Genomic DNA, 16,630 nt, shown 5'->3' with positions numbered 1-16,630 from the left:
CTAGCCCCCGATGATCTTCATCACCGTTACACCACCAGAGAACGCAACGTCCTGCTTATCGCCCAAGGCCTTGACCAGCAACCGCTGTAGCGCCGGAAGCGCTAAATGACGGGGCTTATCCAGCAAATCACCAACAAAGTGGCGATTACTGGATGACAAGCAGCCATGCAGCCAACCTGTTGAAGACAAGCGTAGACGCGAACAGCTACGGCAGAAAGGTACGCTTTCATTCGCAATAACGCCGAAGTAGCCCCCACCCTCTACCTGATAACGCAAGGCAGTGGCGTCTACAGGCGCATCAGCCTGTACAAAGGGATGGACCGCACCGATGATCTCTAAAAGCTCTGCCAACCGTACGAACTGCTGCTGGAAGCCGTTGGGATCACGCGCGAGATGCCCCATCCTCATCAGCTCGATAAACCGTAACTCGAAGCCGCGCTCGAGACAGTATTCGAGCAGCGGCAATATCTGATCAAGATTCTGGCCACGCAATGGGACCATATTGACCTTGATTTTAAGTCCTGCCTGACGGGCTTCTTCAAGACCTGCAAGCACCGTCTTCAGGTCGCCTCCCCGCGCGAGTACAGGGAAGGCTTCCGCATCGAGCGTATCCAGAGAGACGTTCAGACGGCGAACCCCGTTGTCGATGATGATGGGCAGCTTTTTAGCCAGCAGCTGGCCGTTAGTGGTAAGACTAATGTCTTTGAGCTTTAAGGCGGAAACCGCCTGCAAGAAAGGCTCGAACTTGGGAGTGACCAGTGGCTCACCACCAGTAATACGCAGACGCTCGATGCCTGCAGCCTCAATAAGGTATTCAACACCACGAGCCATGGCATCAGCCGATAACTCATCTTGAGCCGCTACGAGGCGTTTCCCATTGGGAACACAATATGTACATGCATAATTGCATGCAGCGGTTAAGCTGATCCGTAGGTTGCGAAAGGCTCGACCCTGACGGTCAACGATCATGCTTGAACTCCAACTGCTTAACAGAGAAAAAAGATATCTGGGTCGAGAACGTTTTATTCAAGCTCAGACTTTCGGACCTCACCGGGAAGCCGGTATTTCCGTGTCTCGCTTACGGCGGTTACCCATACGCACGCCAATGTCCATGAGAAACTGAAAAAATCCGTCCTGATCTTCAATGACATCTCGCCAGAAGGGAGAGTGATACAAGGCTACCGCCCCGTGCACCAGCGCCCAGGCAGCGCAATAGTGAAAATAAGGAGGAACATCTTCCAGCTTCCCTTCAGCGATTCGTCCCTTGATCAGCTGAGTCAAACGATCGAAGTTTGACGCTCTGATCTTATGCAATTGTTCGACCAACTCAGGAACCTGATTAGCTTTGACCACCTTTTCTTCCAGCCGGTCAAAAAGCCTGTAGCGCTGAGGGTCGCGCATACGAAACTCAAAGTAGTCCCGGGACAGCGCTTCCCGATCACGTGCCACGTCTTCCGAGTGAAACAGCGAAGCCAGGTCTCGCTCGTAATCCAGCATCAGGCGAAGATAGATCTCGGCTTTGGATCGGAAATGTTTATAAATCGTTCCTTTTCCAATCCCGACCGCGTCAGCGATCATCTCTACAGTAACACTGTCCTCCCCTTCTTCCAGGAAAAGCTTGAGGGCTGTGTCTAGAATCTCCTGCTCACGGCGGCGAAATTCACGGACCTTTCGAGGTTCTTTCTGCATAGAAATAAGTTTCTTTTTAGAGTCTGAATGCGGAAGGTATCGGTAGGGGAAGCTATTACCATCGGCTGGCACAACGCGAGATGGACGATACGCATCTGACAGGCGATGTCACATTGATTACGGCATTATGCCTAAAAATACATATTTTTGTATGGATGAGCCTCTTATGAACACCTGGATGAACGAGTTTCCGCATCATGAAACCCTGCGCTACCTCAACCATGCCGCAGTAGCGCCTTGGCCAGCGCGTGCATCGCAGGCCGTAGCGGCGTTTGCACAGGAAAACGTTATCCAGGGAGCCAAGGATTACCCCGCCTGGCTTGAAATCGAGCAGCAATTGAGAGCGCTTCTGATGAAGCTGCTTAACGCGCCCAGCACGGCAGATATAGCCTTGGTCAAGAATACGTCAGAGGCTCTGTCATTTGTTGCGTTTGGTCTGGACTGGCGGGCCGGCGATCAAGTGGTCATCAGCAATGAAGAATTCCCATCGAACCGAATCGTTTGGGAGGCACTGTCCCGCTTTGGAGTCGAAGTCATTGAGGTCAGTCTAGCTGGGACAAATCCTGAACAGGCGCTGCTAGAGGCCTGTACGTCCCGGACACGCCTGCTGGCGATCAGCGCAGTGCAATATGCAAGCGGCCTACGCCTGGACTTGGTCAAATTAGGCCAGGGCTGCCGCCAGAACGGCGTACTGTTGTGTGTTGATGCAATTCAACAGCTAGGCGCACTTCCTCTGGACGTACAAGCCTGCGAGTGCGCCTTTGCCATGGCGGACGGGCATAAATGGATGCTAGGCCCAGAGGGGCTTGGCGTTTTTTATTGTCGGAGTGATCTTAGAGAGCAGCTGACGCTAAACGAATATGGCTGGCATATGCTCGATAATGCTGGTGATTATAATAGTCGGGAATGGAAACCTGCACGCACCGCCCGCCGCTTCGAATGCGGTAGCCCCAACATGCTCGGCGCTGTCGCCTTGAAGGCCAGTCTCTCATTGCTCGATGAGGTAGGCATGGTGCAAGTTGCGCAGGAATTACATACCAGAATGCACATGTTGATTGAAGGACTGAAAGCACTTCCCGGCGCTCATGTCCACAGCGCGACAGATCCCAATCGCAGAGCTGGTATTCTAACGTTTACGCTGGATGGCAAAGACAATACGACTCTTTTTGAAGGCCTGAAGCGCGAGAACATTATCTGCGCTCAACGCGGTGCTGGCATCCGTCTTTCGCCACACTTTTACACACCGCAACAGGTACTGGATGAGACGCTGGACATCATCCGGAAGTTGTCGCGATAAGTGCTCAATGAAAGGTTGCCTATTCCAAATCTGTTTAAAAAATGATCAATCCCGACTGGATGTTCCCCATGACTGATCAATACTTTTACTTACCGGCAGCGCCACTCCCCCGAGGCGTTATCGGTGGGATACATCGCTATTGGTGCATCCCGTTAAACTCCTAATGGTCTTGGCCCGGTTAGCAAAAACCGGGTTTTTTTTGACTATTGGTTTTATACAGCTTTTGCCAGAGGAAAGAGCCGGTAGAAATTTTCTGTAGTTTGCTCGGCCAGTGCTTCCAGCTCGACACCACGAACCGAAGCTAAAAACTCAGCCACCTCACGAACATATTGAGGGAGGTTCGGCTTGCCACGATAAGGAATAGGTGCCAGATAAGGCGAATCGGTTTCCACAAGAAGCCGATTGGCTGGCACCTGACGAGCCACTTCACGCAATGCCTCGGCATTTCGGAACGTCACGATTCCTGAAAGAGAGATATAAAAACCCAGGTCCAGGGCAGCCTTGGCCATTTCCCAGTCCTCGGTAAAACAGTGCAATACCCCTGCAGCAGTCAGATCAGCCTCTCTGAGCAAGGCCAACGTGTCAGCTCTGGCTTCACGGGTATGCACAATGACAGGTTTACCGGTAATCCGCCCCGCCTCAAGATGCAACCGAAAGGACTGCTTCTGCAGCTCAGCGCTTTCAGGCTCGTAATGATAGTCCAGCCCAGTTTCTCCGATGGCGACCACACGAGGATGATCCAGCTCGCGCAACAGCCACTCCAGCGCAGGCTCCTTTTCAGCAGAAACATCCAATGGATGAATTCCAACAGAGCAATGCACGTCCGGGTAACGCTCGGCAACAGTCTTCACATCGGCAGCATTTTCGGCGCTTACACCAATGCATAGAAAGTGCCCTACGCCTCTCTCCCTTGCCGCCTCAAGTGCCGCGTCCAGCGATCCATTATGAGCCGTTAGATCAAGGCGATCTAGATGACAATGGGAGTCGATCAGTTTCATGGGTTTTCCTGGTAAAAACGTGCGCTTTCAGCAAGGCCATGCTTGCACGAAAGAAAGAATTACATGGTATGCGTAGGGCGGTCCGACTTGAGCGTACCCGCCAGATAGGTCTCGATCTTGTTTCGAGCCGTGTTATCGCCGTCATTGAATTGAACGCCAACCCCAGCAGCACGATTTCCCTGTGCGCCCCGGGGCGTTATCCAGACGACTTTTCCGGCAACAGGGATTTTTTCAGGCTCATCCATCAGGTTGAGCAGCATGAATACTTCATCCCCTAGCTTGTATGACTTGTTTGTTGGAATAAACAGGCCACCATTACGGATGAAAGGCATATAGGCGGCATACAGTACTGATTTGTCCTTGATCGTAAGGGACAGAATTCCGTTTCGAGGACCCAGATTCGGAGGCAAACTCATACGACAGCACTCAGCCATTATTAAGTGAATTCTAGTCCTGCTGCGGTAGGCTTGCCCACCGTATCAACAGCGCTTCAAGTAGCAGCACGCGATTCAGATTAGCCTTACCCATTACTTTCTGCCGCTGCTCGAGCAGCCAGTTCTGCAGATTTATGACCTGGGTAGAATCGGCCTTATCACCCAGATACTGGATTACTTTGCTCATATCGGCCAAACCGGTCACCGCTTGATCCCGAGTCATTTGATAGCGCAGGATCAACAATGCCCACTCACAGAACCAGTCCATCAATAGCAGTAACGGAATGCTGTTCCAGCTTTCGGCTAATGGACTTGGCGCGATCTGCCGCTTCAAGAGCTTTTTCAAGCCGTCTACAACATGTGACCGGTAAGCCTGAACGCCCATCGCATGCAAACGAGCAGCCGTTAAAGGCGAACCACCAGCCAGCGTCAGCACATCATTGAGATCTTCCGAGGAGAGATCGGGCAAGGCCTGTGCTAGCCAAGCCAGGCTTTCTTCTGGACGAGGTACGGGGCAGGCCTGCTGCACACAACGACTTTTGATGGTAGGCAATAGTCGACTCGGCTGATGACTGATCAACACCAGGAGCGTGTCACCGGAAGGTTCTTCCAGGCTTTTCAGTAAAGCATTTGAGGCATTGAGGTTCATCGCTTCAGCTGGTTCCAGCAGAATAACCTTGCGGCCGCCCAACTGTGCGGTTTGGGCAACGAAGTCGACCAGGCTCCTGATTTGATCAACGCGGATAGGCTTTTCCACCTCTTCCGGCTCTACAAGAAAATAGTCAGGATGCGTTCCAGCCCTTAACAAAAGACAAGCCTTACACTGGCCGCATGCCTCCCCTGCTGCTACGTTCTGGCAAAGCAAACGCCCTACAAGCCGCTCGGCCAGCGCCCGCTTGCCAATACCCGCTGGCCCATGAAATAGATAAGCATGGGCATGCCGTTCACGATGAGTCAGCCGCTCCCATAGTTCCGATTGCCACGGGTACCGCTCAACCACGGGCGCGCTCCAACAACTCAGGCACAAGCTGATCAAGTTGTTGCTGTACATCGGCAAGCGACTGGGCTGCGTCAATCACCCGATAGCGGTCGGTACCAGCCGCGGCACGGGAGAGATAAGTCTGCCTTACGGCCTCGAAAAAGCTGTGTTGTTCCCGCTCAAACCGGTCGAGGCGACCTCGTTTGGCTGCTCTTTCAAGTCCTATTTCGATAGGTAAATCGAACACCAAGGTAAGATCAGGCTGCAGGCCTGACTGAACAAAGTGCTCCAAGGTGGCAATGCGTGCTTCCGAAAGCCCACGCCCCCCGCCCTGATACGCGTAGGTCGCATCAGTGAATCGATCACACAGGACAACCGCACCACGATCAAGCGCAGGCTTAATTACAGTGTTTAAATGCTGTGCACGTGCAGCAAACACAAGCAGCAGCTCAGTATCCGCATGCATGCCCTCATCGCAGGGGTCGAGCAAAAGTCCGCGGATGCGCTCGGCCAATGGCGTTCCACCAGGCTCACGTGTCAGCACCACTTCAAGGCCATGCGATTGTAATTGCCTTGCCAGATAATCACGGTTAGTGCTTTTACCTGCCCCTTCCGGCCCCTCCAGCGTAATAAACAACCCGCTCACTCAGACTCCTTGGTAATAGGTGCCGGACTCGAACGGTAATCGGCTCGGCGTTTAAGTTGATACTCACGAACAGCGCGGTTATGGGCATCGATATCATCGGAGAACACATGCGTTCCGTCTCCGCGCGCTACGAAGTAAAGACTTTTACCTGGTTCGGGGTGCAGCGCAGCATGAATCGCCTCCCGCCCTACCATGGAGATAGGCGTAGGCGGCAAACCAGGGTTCACATAGGTATTGTAAGGCGTAGGTTGGCGCAGGTGCTCTCGGGTCAACTTGCCCTTGTAGTTGTCACCCAGCCCGTAGATAACCGTAGGATCTGTCTGCAAGAGCATATTCAACGCTAGACGGCGAACAAAAACGCCTGCTATCTGAGGTCGCTCATGCGGAACCCCGGTTTCCTTCTCCACTAAAGAGGCCATGATCAGAGCCTGATACGGCTCTTGATAGGGCACATCCGGGGCGCGCGCCTCCCACTCCTCGGCAAGAACCTGCTCCAAACGTTGACTGGCCTGCTTCAGAATTTCGACGTCGCGCATTCCCTTTACATAACGATAGGTGTCGGGAAAGAAACGTCCCTCGGGATGCATACCAGGCTTGCCTAAACGTACCATGGCGTCTTCGTCACTCAGTCCAGCCAATGTTTGCTCCAGCTTTTCCTGACGAGCCAAGGCATCCCGAACCTGATGGAAGTTCCAGCCTTCAACGAGCGTAACGTTGTATTGGACCACCTCGCCTTTTTGCCAGAGGGCAAGTAATTCACGAACACTCATCCCTGGCGTTACTCGGTACTCACCGCTGTGCAGAGCCTGTCCGGAAAGATTGAAACGCCAATACAAACGCAACCAGAAGGATCCGCTCAGTAACTTCTCCTCCTCAAGATGCCGGAGCATACCGCCCGGCGTAGCGCCCTTGGGTATTTCGACAAGCTGTTCCTGGCCAACCGCCACAGGCTGCTCGAGTGCCTTGTGTTGCAACCAGCCCATTCCGGCTAGCGCCAGCCCCATCAAGAGCAAGCCGCCCTCGAGCAGAACCAATAATTTTCGCATTACGAATCCAGAGCCTTCGAGGCAATCTGTTGAAGTTGACGTGTCAACGGGCCTATTGGCCATTCATGCTCAGCATACGTACATACTGGCCAAACACCATACTGACTGTTGCACATAAATACCTCATCAGCGGCCATGAACTCACTCAACGTCACCGGCCTGATTTCGGTCATGACGCCAAGCCCATCCGCACAGCGAAGAAGATAGGAGCGCATCACACCAGCAACACCACATTTATCAAGCACAGGCGTTATCAATGTGTTCCTGGACACGATAAAAAGGTTACTGAAAACACCTTCCACAACGTGCCCAAACGCATCACACATGAGGCCTTCAGCATAGTTTGTTCCCTGCCACTCTCCCCGCGCCAATACCTGTTCAAGGCGGTTCAGGTGCTTGAGTCCGGCCAATAGCGGTTGGCAAGCCAGACGTGTCTGGCAGGGAAACAGACGGATCCCCTGCTCAGCATTCTCAGATGAATAGCGAGGCACAGGAGAGGCCAGCAGAAGACGTTGCGGAAGTGGATTCGACGGAGCCGCATAACCCCGTTCACCGAGGCCGGCCGTAATGATCAGCTTGGCTACACCGTTGCGTAACAACGCAGCATACTCAAGAATTTCAAGCCTGACTGCATCAAGCTCCAAGGGAATTGCCAGACGACGACATCCATCAAGCAGCCGCATCAGGTGATCATCAAGGAATCGTGGTTGGCCGTTATGGACGCCTATCGTTTCGAAAAGCCCATGGCCATATGCCAAACCACGATCCCGGAAGGAAAGGCCAGCCTCATCCGGCTGACCATTAACCCAGTCTTTCATCACTCAGAAAAGCGACGGAAGATCAAACTACCATTAGTACCACCGAAGCCGAAGGAGTTGGACAGGCTGATCTCGATAGGCATTGCCTTTGGCTTATGCGGCACAAAGTCCAGATCACAGCCATCATCCGGATCATCCAGGTTGATGGTAGGTGGCGCCAGTTGGTCACGAATGGCCAGGATGCTGAAAATGGCTTCAACAGCCCCGGCAGCCCCTAACAGATGCCCAGTCATTGACTTGGTAGAGCTCACCGACAATTTGTAGGCATGCTCACCAAAGATCCGCTTGACCGCAGAAGCCTCTGCCATATCACCAGCAGGCGTGGACGTACCGTGCGCATTGATGTAATCGACCTGGGATGGATCGATTCGCGCATCTTTCAGTGCATTGCTCATGCACTGTGCTGCGCCAGCGCCATCTTCAGGGGGGGCCGTCATATGAAACGCATCAGCGCTCATGCCAAACCCAATAAGCTCAGCATAAATATGGGCGCCACGCGCTTGAGCATGCTCTAGCTCTTCCAGAATCAATGCACCCGCGCCATCAGACAGCACAAAGCCGTCTCGCTGACGATCCCAAGGTCTGCTGGCCTTAGTAGGCTCTTCATTTCGGGTAGAAAGTGCCCGTGCAGCACCAAAACCACCCAACCCTAGCCCGCAGGTAGCCATTTCGGCACCGCCAGCCACCATGACATCAGCATCACCATAGGCAATGTTACGTGCAGCCACACCTACACAATGCGTGGAGGTTGTACATGCTGTAGCGATTGCATAATTAGGCCCTTTCAATCCCAAGTGGATGGAAAGGAAGCCGGAGACCATGTTAATGATCGAGCCAGGGACAAAAAATGGCGAAATACGGCGTGGACCTTGATCAAACAAGGCCTTGCAGTTGTTCTCGATATTGGAGAGACCACCAATACCAGACCCCATGGCGACACCAATTCGATCCCGATTGGCATCTGTCACTTCAAGTCCGGAATCACGCATAGCCTGGAAGCTAGCCGCCAGGCCATATTGAATAAAGAGGTCGAGTTTCCGAGCTTCTTTCGCAGAGAGATAATCTTCTACGTTGAATCCTTTGACTGATCCCCCAAAGCGGGTAGCAAAGGCAGAAACGTCCATGTGTTCAATCGGGGCAATACCGCTGCGACCAGCAAGAATGCCTTCCCAGCTGCTTTGCACGTCCCCGCCCAGCGGCGACACCATGCCCATGCCCGTGATCACGACGCGTCTACGTGACACAACGATTTCCTCATAGCTCGTTTGTTCGATCATCTAAAGTTATTACATTGATGACCGTTATATAGAAAAGCCGCACGCCTGGACAGGCGTGCGGCTTTCGTGTTCTACAGAAGAACCGACTTATTGCTGGTGAGCAACGATGTAGTCGATAGCTTCCTGAACAGTGGTGATCTTTTCGGCTTGTTCGTCCGGGATTTCAGTTTCGAATTCCTCTTCCAGAGCCATCACCAGCTCAACGGTGTCAAGGGAGTCGGCGCCCAGATCCTCGACGAAGGAAGCGCTGTTGGTTACTTCCTCTTCTTTCACGCCGAGTTGTTCAGCGACGATCTTCTTAACGCGTTCTTCGATGGTGCTCATACCGTGTTTTCACTCCTATGGAATAATCCGTGCAGCCGGACTGCGCGTAAGTGTATAGAAAGGGTTTTCAATATTTCAAGCTGACGCGACATCCTGACCTCTGAACTGACTTTTTGCTAGTCTTGAAAATTCACAAAAAGTCGTTCAACCCGTCAAAAATCGCTTAACTCATATACATTCCGCCGTTAACTGGAACAGTAGCACCTGTAACGTACGCAGCACTGTCCGTTGCTAAAAAGGCGACAACTTTTGCAATTTCTTCAGCTTGCCCTAATCGACCCAGTGGAATTTGAGTCAGAAGCGCTTCACGCTGAGCGTCTGGCAGCTCACGCGTCATATCAGTATCAATAAACCCTGGAGCCACGGCATTTACCGTGATCGCTCTGGAACCTACTTCACGGGCCAACGCCCGAGTAAACCCCTCAAGACCGGCCTTGGCGGCAGCATAATTGGCCTGGCCAACATTACCCATAGCCCCGACAACAGAGCCTATGCTGATGATGCGCCCCCAACGAGCTTTGGTCATCCCACGCAATACGGCTTTCGACAAACGGAACAGGCTGTTCAGGTTGGTATCGATTACATCGAACCACTCGTCGTCTTTCATGCGCAGCATCAGATTATCTCGCGTGATGCCCGCATTATTGACCAGAATAGCAGGCGCACCATATTGCTGCTGAATCTGCTCCAACGCCGCCGTCACCGAAGCGTTGTCTGCAACGTTCAGCACCAGTCCGGTGCCCTCTATACCATTGGCCTTCAGGCTTTCGCTGATACGGAAGGCACCGCTTTCGCTGGTAGCCGTACCGATCACGGTAGCCCCGAGGCGTCCGAGCTCAAGAGCAATGGCCTGTCCGATGCCACGTGTTGCACCGGTTACCAATGCGACTTTACCTTGGAGGCTCATGTTTTCTCCTTAAATCAAGCCAATGCTGCTTGGGTAGCAGCAAAAGCATCAGGCGCGTCAAGACTATAGGTCTCTATACCTTTGACACACCGCTTGTTCAAACCTGCCAGGACTTTTCCGGGCCCGCACTCTACCAGTTGAGTAACCCCTTTGTCCGCAAGCAGTTGAACGGACTCAACCCAGCGCACCGGACTGTACAGTTGCGCTAGCAGGTTCTGCTTCAGCGCTGCAAGATCTGCACTGACTCCGGCGTTTACATTCTGAACGACCGGAATGGAGGGCTGCTGCCATTGGATTGCGTTAACAGCCTCGGCAAAGCGCTCCGCTGCCGGACGCATCAACTCACAATGGGAGGGCACACTTACCGGAAGCGGAACCGCACGTTTTGCGCCACACGCCTTGCATAGCTCGACAGCTCGCATCACTGCAGCTGCGTTACCTGCAATGACCACCTGCCCAGGCGCATTATAATTCACTGCGCTCACAACATCACCCTGGGCCGCTTCAGCACAGGCGTTAACGATATCTGCATCTTCTAGCCCCAGGATAGCGGCCATTGCGCCCTCGCCCGCTGGCACAGCCTCCTGCATCAGCTGTCCACGGCGCTCAACGAGCCTTACAGCGTCAGTAAAGGCCAGAGCACCTGCAGCAACCAGAGCGGAATATTCGCCAAGACTATGACCTGCCACATAAGAAGGACGTACGCCTCCCCTTGCCTCCCACAGTCGCCACAAGGCAATAGACACCGTCAGAATGGCGGGCTGAGTCTTGTCCGTTTGATTCAACTGCTCTTCCGGACCTTGCTGAACCAGTGACCAGATATCGTAGCCAAGCGCATCAGAAGCCTCAGCAAACGTATCGCGTATCTGCGAATGTTGAGCTCCAATATCGGCCAGCATACCCAAGGACTGTGAGCCTTGGCCTGGAAATACGAAAGCGAAAGAAGCAGACATAGTCGATCTCTTTTTAGTCTCATCAAAAGCCACAGCCTAACAGCATGCCGCAGCAGGTTCTTGGTTTGATGTCAGGCAACCGAGGTCAGTCACACTTAGGCACTGAATCCTCATAAAGGTCCAGAAAATTCGCCTTTATCAAGGCATCCAGGCGAAGTTCTATTGCCTGCACCGCTTGCTCTATCGCACGCTGAAAGCCGAACTCATCAGCACTGCCATGACTTTTAATAACCAGTCCACGCAACCCGAGAAAACCGGCACCGTTATGGCGGGCAGGCATCATCTCTTTTCGCAGACGATATAACAGGGGAGCAGCCAGGAGCCTTAGAAAAACAGGCGCCCCTTCCAACTGCTTGAAAAGCATAGAAATAAGCCCCTCGCTTCCTTTAAGCAGGACATTGCCGGCAAAGCCGTCACACACCACCACATCCGCTTCAGAACGGAACACTGCGTTCGCCTCGATGAAGCCGACATAGTTAAGGCGCCTGGACTTCTCCAGCAGCATTGATGCTTGCTGGACGACACTATTACCCTTACCCGGCTCAACACCTACATTCAAAAGAGCGACTCGGGGTTCATGTATCCCTTTTGCTTTAGCAGCAGCGGCCCCCAGGCATGCAAACTGGTAAAGATTGAGAGCAGAACAGTCGAGATTAGCGCCAAGATCCACCAATACACATTGACGACCCATTATAGGCAGATGGGTATAGATGGCCGGCCTCTCTATCCAAGGAAGCGTATCCAGCGTCTGTCGAGCAAAGGCCATCAGGGCGCCAGTATTACCTGCACTAACGCATGCGTCAGCCTCGCCACTGGCAACCAGCCCCAGCGCAACCTTCATGGAAGAGTCAGGCTTGTTACGAAGGGCATAAGAAGGCTTTTCCGCCATATCAACGGCCTGAGTGGCTACATGGATACGCAGACGAGAATCATCAAATGAGAACTGACCGACATGGCCTTGGATGACATCAGGATCACCAACAAGGATCAACGTAACGGCAGGATGACTAGCGAGGAAGGAAATACAGGCAGGCACAATGCAGCGGGGACCGAAGTCCCCGCCCATTGCATCGATAGCGATGACAGGTGACGACAAGGATTACTCGTCGGAACCCTTGTCGATCACTTTACGACCACGGTAAAAACCGTCCGGAGACACATGGTGACGCAGGTGAACTTCACCAGTGCTCTTTTCTACAGACAATGCATTCGGCTCGAGCGCATCGTGGGAGCGACGCATATCACGGGCGGAACGGGATTTTTTGTTCTGCTGAACAGCCATAACTCATTAACTCCTAAACGTTTGGGTCACGCTTCAACTGCGCCAGTACGCTGAACGGGTTGGCTCGCTTTTCCTCGTCCGCGCTTTCTTCGGGCGCTTCAGGCGCTTCGAATCCTGCTGGATGATGGCAGATGCCGGGCTCATGAGTTGGAATGATTGGCAAGGCAAGCAAAAGCTCATCCTCAATCAAACCAATCAGATCCAAAGGCTCTTCACCGATTTCCAGTGCGTCATAACCTTTTGGCAACGCATCCGCCGACTGCCCTTCCCATAGCACTGCGTAATCATACTCGCCGTGTACAGAAAACGCGCCCGGCTCCAGGCATCGCTGACATACCATTTGCACTTCAGTATCCAGTGCGCCATGAATGACGACAAGCCTTTGCTCATCACGGAAGAACTCGAGGACGGCCTTCACCGTTCCCTCAGTGCTCGACAGCTGCTCGCAAAGACGTGGCAAACTAGATACCGGCAGTTCACCCCGAAGCGTGACACCGCGATCAGCCAGTTTGCGTGGATCTACGTGAGGTGGAAGTGGCCCATTCAACATAAGCGCGCCATTATAGAGACGACCTCAGGCCTGTCAAAGGAAATTAGGCAAAGGATAGTATCCTTTGCTGACTTTTGGTCGGTTAGACCGACGATTCTGCGTTCACAGAGACTCATTATAATGCTTCCGTTACTGCTCGCTTCAAGCTCACCCTATCGACGCGAACTACTGGCTCGCCTGAAATTAAACTTTACATACGCTTCACCTAATATAGACGAAAGCTCTCATCCAGGCGAAAGCGCTCGTCACTTGGCTATGCGACTGGCTGAAGCCAAGGCCCGCGCGCTGGCGCCTAATTACCCCAACCATCTGATTATTGGCTCCGATCAAACCGCCTCGCTTGACGGCCAGATACTTGGCAAGTCTCTGACATACGAGCGCGCCCATAAGCAACTGTCGAATGCCAGCGGAAAAAGCGTGACGTTCATGACCGGGCTCGCGCTGCTCAATACCCAAACCGGAACCTGCCAGCTGGATTGCGTACCGTTTACCGTTCATTTCCGTACGCTGGAAAGCGATCAAATCGAGCGTTACCTCAATATTGAACAACCCTATGACTGCGCCGGAAGCTTTAAAGTCGAGGGACTGGGAATTACCCTTTTTCGCTCTACCGAAGGAGAGGACGTGACCAGCTTGATCGGCCTGCCGCTTATTCGGCTGACCGATCTACTACTCAATGAGGGCGTGGCAGTACCCTAGCATCAGCCCCTCAACTTATCGCAACACAGGCCCCTGCCACCCTACCAGCAATGCCAGGCGCTCCGCCACACTGGTCCCTAGGCGCTTGGCAAAGCGGTCGAATGGGCTTTCCTGAACGGTGTAATCCACAATCTTTTCTTCACCAACCACCTCCCGAGCCACAAAGCTGGCACTGCCCAGGCCATCGATTAGCCCCAGCCCAAGCGCTTGTTCTCCAGACCACACGAGCCCGGAAAACAACTCAGGATGACCCTCGACCTTCAAGCGATCACCACGCCCCTTTTTCACGCTGTCGATAAACTGCTGATGTGTAGTATCGAGTACCTGTTGCCAGAAGCGGGTCTCCTCTTCTTTAGCAGGTTGGAAGGGGTCCAAAAAGGCCTTGTGCTCACCGGATGTGTAAACGCGACGCTCAACGCCTAGCTTATCCATGGTTCCGACAAAGCCAAAGGATGCTGCCGTTACGCCGATTGAGCCCACAAGACTGGCCTTGTCAGCATAGATGGCATCGGCAGCACTGGCGATGTAATAGGCGCCCGAAGCTCCCAGATCAGAAATCACGGCATAAAGCTTGATATCAGGATGCAATCCACGCAGACGCTTGATCTCGTCATAGACATAACCTGACTGCACAGGACTGCCACCTGGGCTATTGATACGAAGGATAACGGCTTTAGTACCTTCGTCTTTGAAGGCATCGCGCAGTGCTCCAACAATATTGTCGGCACTCGCCTTCTCATCAGCCGCAATGGCTCCCTTCACCTCAATAAGCGCCGTATGGGAGCTTTCACGCGAGGCTTCTCCCTTGAGCCCGGAAAAAGGAACAAAGAGCGCCAGCATGATAAAAAGATAAGTAAACGTTAGGAATTTAAAAAAGATTCCCCAACGACGTGCCCTTCTTTGCTCATGCACGCTGGCCAGCATCGCCTTTTCGATGAGCTTCCAGCTTTTTTCATCCGCCGGACGATCCGACGCTTTCCAATCATCTGCCATTGGTAGTCCTGCTTGGTTCAATTAATCGTTACGCATCCAACCAGACACGCAACTCCTCAAAACAATCAATCACAAGCGTTGGCTCGTAGTTACGCAGCACATCAACTGACTGAGCGCCATAACTGACTGCAACCGAGGCTATTTGCGCCCTGCGAGCCATTTCCAGGTCAAATGGCGCATCCCCGATCATCAATGCTTTTGACGGATGCACCTGACAATGCGTCAGGATCTCGTTGAGCATTAACGGATCCGGCTTGCTGGCCGTTTCATCAGCGCAACGCGTTACGTCAAAGAAATCAGTCAAGCCCTTCGCTGCAAGCACCCGGTCCAAACCTCTTCGACTTTTACCAGTAGCAACAGCCAAACGATAGCCTTTGCGCCGAAACGCTGCCAAACCTTCAGCCACACCCTCGAAAAACGAGGAAGGCTCTTGCTCACGCATAACGAAATGATCGCTATAACACTGACGAAAACGCTCCACAGCTCCTGGCGTCATCTCTGGGTAAAGCGTCTGGATGGCTTCTGGCAAGCCCAGCCCAATAATGGACTTAATCGATCGATCGCTTCGAACAGGGAGCCGAAGGTCGGCGGCAGCCGCCTGCATAACCTCCACGATACGACCAACGGAGTCAGAGAGCGTCCCGTCCCAGTCAAATATCAGCAAGTCGTAATCAGGCATCCAGTCGACTCAATGTAGCCGCCCAGGTCTCATCAACAGGAGCAGTCAGTTGCAATGTTTCCCCATCGGGGAGCGGTACATTAAGACTGGCAGCATGAAGAAACAGCCGTTTACCGCCCAAATCCCGAATCTCCCTGGAAAACGCCTCATCACCGTACTTAGGATCCCCTGCAATGGAATGACCTGCGTGCTTGGCATGAACACGAATCTGGTGAGTACGCCCCGTGACCGGCTTTGCCTCTACTAGAGTAGCGAAATCACCATAGCGTCTGAGTACCCGAAACTCTGTGAGAGCGTCCTTACCTTCTACATTGACTTCAACCATCCGCTCACCGGAACGCAAGTTGTTTTTCATCAAAGGCGCTCGAATCTGTTTTTTTGCTGCAGGCCAGTGACCACGAACCAGCGCATGGTAGCGTTTGTCGACCCCATCTCCACGCAAGGCCTCATGCAAATGACGCAGCATGCTGCGCCTCTTGGCAATCATAAGCAGACCCGAGGTATCCCGATCCAGGCGATGAACCAGCTCAAGGTCTTTGGCATCTGGACGAATCTGACGAAAGACCTCTATAACACCCAGGCTGACACCACTCCCTCCGTGAACGGCAATACCGGCAGGTTTATTGATAACGATCAGCGTCTTGTCTTCATAGACAATCGCAGCCTCCATCAACTCAGCAAGCGCCTGGGAGACAGGTGCAGGTTCATCTTTTTCAGGTAAACGCATCGGGGGGATACGAATGATATCGCCGGCCTGCAGCCGATAATCCGGCTTTATACGCCCCTTGTTAACACGAACTTCACCCTTGCGAAGTATTCTATAAATGAGGGTTTTCGGCGCACCTTTGAGCAAGGTACGCAGATAGTTATCGATACGTTGGCCCGCCAGCTCTGAAGAAACTTCAAAGAGCTGCACGCCATTGTTGGAAGAAGTAGGATTAGTCATCGCTACATAATAGCAATTTCCACTTAATTGAAGCACTTAATGGTTGCTGTTATAGTCCCGGAAGCCAATAACCCTGGCATGACACAGCGCTTGTAAATACGCTCCCTGTCATA

Annotated in this window: 20 protein-coding genes; 2 read left to right on the top strand and 18 right to left on the bottom strand. The window is 52.9% G+C overall.

Annotated elements, in window-relative coordinates; all coding sequences use genetic code 11:
- Both QWJ10_RS18725 and QWJ10_RS18720 read right to left on the bottom strand, forming a co-directional pair.
- A complete protein-coding gene (locus QWJ10_RS18725; RefSeq protein WP_010797742.1) occupies positions 1–969 on the bottom strand; it encodes a radical SAM protein in 969 nt (322 codons plus the stop codon).
- Between the two features lie 78 nt (positions 970–1,047).
- A complete protein-coding gene (locus QWJ10_RS18720) occupies positions 1,048–1,689 on the bottom strand; it encodes a TetR/AcrR family transcriptional regulator (protein ID WP_010797741.1) in 642 nt (213 codons plus the stop codon).
- Positions 1,690–1,855: 166 nt separating this feature from the next.
- Between QWJ10_RS18720 and QWJ10_RS18715 the strand changes: the two genes are divergently transcribed.
- Positions 1,856–2,986, top strand: coding sequence for an aminotransferase class V-fold PLP-dependent enzyme (locus QWJ10_RS18715; protein WP_289928909.1), 1,131 nt, complete (start codon positions 1,856–1,858; stop codon positions 2,984–2,986).
- 212 nt (positions 2,987–3,198) lie between these two features.
- Here QWJ10_RS18715 and QWJ10_RS18710 read toward each other — a convergent pair whose 3' ends face one another.
- The 13 genes from QWJ10_RS18710 to QWJ10_RS18650 all read right to left on the bottom strand — a co-directional run bounded on the left by QWJ10_RS18710 (position 3,199) and on the right by QWJ10_RS18650 (position 13,200).
- Positions 3,199–3,984: a TatD family hydrolase gene (locus QWJ10_RS18710; RefSeq protein WP_074827453.1), complete on the bottom strand. Its 786-nt coding sequence runs from the start codon at positions 3,982–3,984 to the stop codon at positions 3,199–3,201.
- A gap of 59 nt (positions 3,985–4,043) precedes the next feature.
- Positions 4,044–4,400, bottom strand: coding sequence for a PilZ domain-containing protein (locus QWJ10_RS18705; RefSeq protein WP_010797738.1), 357 nt, complete (start codon positions 4,398–4,400; stop codon positions 4,044–4,046).
- A 31-nt stretch (positions 4,401–4,431) separates the two neighbouring features.
- Positions 4,432–5,418, bottom strand: a complete 987-nt coding sequence (locus QWJ10_RS18700) for a DNA polymerase III subunit delta' (RefSeq protein ID WP_289928903.1) — start codon at positions 5,416–5,418, stop codon at positions 4,432–4,434.
- Positions 5,411–6,043, bottom strand: a complete 633-nt coding sequence (gene tmk, locus QWJ10_RS18695) for a dTMP kinase (RefSeq protein ID WP_289928901.1) — start codon at positions 6,041–6,043, stop codon at positions 5,411–5,413. Before tmk ends, QWJ10_RS18700 begins: the two co-directional genes overlap by 8 nt.
- Positions 6,040–7,089, bottom strand: a complete 1,050-nt coding sequence (gene mltG / locus QWJ10_RS18690) for an endolytic transglycosylase MltG (RefSeq protein ID WP_289928899.1) — start codon at positions 7,087–7,089, stop codon at positions 6,040–6,042. Before mltG ends, tmk begins: the two co-directional genes overlap by 4 nt.
- Complete coding sequence (gene pabC, locus QWJ10_RS18685; RefSeq protein WP_289928897.1) at positions 7,089–7,907, bottom strand: aminodeoxychorismate lyase; 819 nt, start codon at positions 7,905–7,907, stop codon at positions 7,089–7,091. Before pabC ends, mltG begins: the two co-directional genes overlap by 1 nt.
- Complete coding sequence (fabF, locus tag QWJ10_RS18680; RefSeq protein WP_026003965.1) at positions 7,907–9,151, bottom strand: beta-ketoacyl-ACP synthase II; 1,245 nt, start codon at positions 9,149–9,151, stop codon at positions 7,907–7,909. The genes pabC and fabF overlap by 1 nt, the downstream gene beginning before the upstream one ends.
- 120 nt (positions 9,152–9,271) lie before the next feature.
- Positions 9,272–9,508, bottom strand: a complete 237-nt coding sequence (gene acpP / locus QWJ10_RS18675; protein WP_007160597.1) for an acyl carrier protein — start codon at positions 9,506–9,508, stop codon at positions 9,272–9,274.
- 163 nt (positions 9,509–9,671) lie between these two features.
- Positions 9,672–10,415, bottom strand: a complete 744-nt coding sequence (fabG, locus tag QWJ10_RS18670) for a 3-oxoacyl-ACP reductase FabG (protein WP_074827461.1) — start codon at positions 10,413–10,415, stop codon at positions 9,672–9,674.
- 14 nt (positions 10,416–10,429) lie between these two features.
- Positions 10,430–11,368, bottom strand: a complete 939-nt coding sequence (gene fabD, locus QWJ10_RS18665) for an ACP S-malonyltransferase (RefSeq protein WP_289928857.1) — start codon at positions 11,366–11,368, stop codon at positions 10,430–10,432.
- 85 nt (positions 11,369–11,453) lie between these two features.
- The gene (gene plsX / locus QWJ10_RS18660; protein WP_289928855.1) at positions 11,454–12,464 is read right to left on the bottom strand and encodes a phosphate acyltransferase PlsX; all 1,011 of its coding nucleotides are present in this window, start codon (positions 12,462–12,464) and stop codon (positions 11,454–11,456) included.
- Between the two features lie 3 nt (positions 12,465–12,467).
- Positions 12,468–12,650 (bottom strand): 50S ribosomal protein L32, encoded by a 183-nt coding sequence (gene rpmF, locus QWJ10_RS18655; protein ID WP_010797729.1) that lies wholly within the window; start codon positions 12,648–12,650, stop codon positions 12,468–12,470.
- 13 nt (positions 12,651–12,663) lie between these two features.
- Entirely contained in the window at positions 12,664–13,200 is a 537-nt protein-coding gene (locus QWJ10_RS18650; protein ID WP_019365927.1) for a YceD family protein, read from the bottom strand.
- Positions 13,201–13,320: 120 nt separating this feature from the next.
- On the opposite strand from QWJ10_RS18650, the gene QWJ10_RS18645 reads away from it, so the two are divergent.
- The gene (locus tag QWJ10_RS18645; protein WP_019365926.1) at positions 13,321–13,899 is read left to right on the top strand and encodes a nucleoside triphosphate pyrophosphatase; all 579 of its coding nucleotides are present in this window, start codon (positions 13,321–13,323) and stop codon (positions 13,897–13,899) included.
- Between the two features lie 15 nt (positions 13,900–13,914).
- On the opposite strand, the gene QWJ10_RS18640 is transcribed toward QWJ10_RS18645, so the two are convergent.
- Genes QWJ10_RS18640 through rluC form a run of 3 tightly spaced genes read right to left on the bottom strand, consistent with a single transcriptional unit; the run spans position 13,915 to position 16,517 of the window.
- Positions 13,915–14,892 carry a S49 family peptidase gene (locus QWJ10_RS18640; RefSeq protein WP_289928847.1) on the bottom strand — a complete coding sequence of 326 codons (978 nt, stop codon included), beginning with the start codon at positions 14,890–14,892 and terminating at the stop codon, positions 13,915–13,917.
- Between the two features lie 28 nt (positions 14,893–14,920).
- The gene (locus QWJ10_RS18635; protein WP_289928845.1) at positions 14,921–15,571 is read right to left on the bottom strand and encodes an HAD-IA family hydrolase; all 651 of its coding nucleotides are present in this window, start codon (positions 15,569–15,571) and stop codon (positions 14,921–14,923) included.
- Positions 15,564–16,517 carry a 23S rRNA pseudouridine(955/2504/2580) synthase RluC gene (rluC, locus tag QWJ10_RS18630; protein ID WP_125888954.1) on the bottom strand — a complete coding sequence of 318 codons (954 nt, stop codon included), beginning with the start codon at positions 16,515–16,517 and terminating at the stop codon, positions 15,564–15,566. The genes QWJ10_RS18635 and rluC overlap by 8 nt, the downstream gene beginning before the upstream one ends.
- Positions 16,518–16,630 lie beyond the last annotated feature (113 nt).

The organism is Pseudomonas sp. WAC2 (assembly GCF_030403525.1).
Taxonomy (GTDB): Bacteria; Pseudomonadota; Gammaproteobacteria; order Pseudomonadales; family Pseudomonadaceae; genus Chryseomonas; species Chryseomonas luteola.
This window is presented reverse-complemented; position numbering and strand designations above follow the sequence as displayed.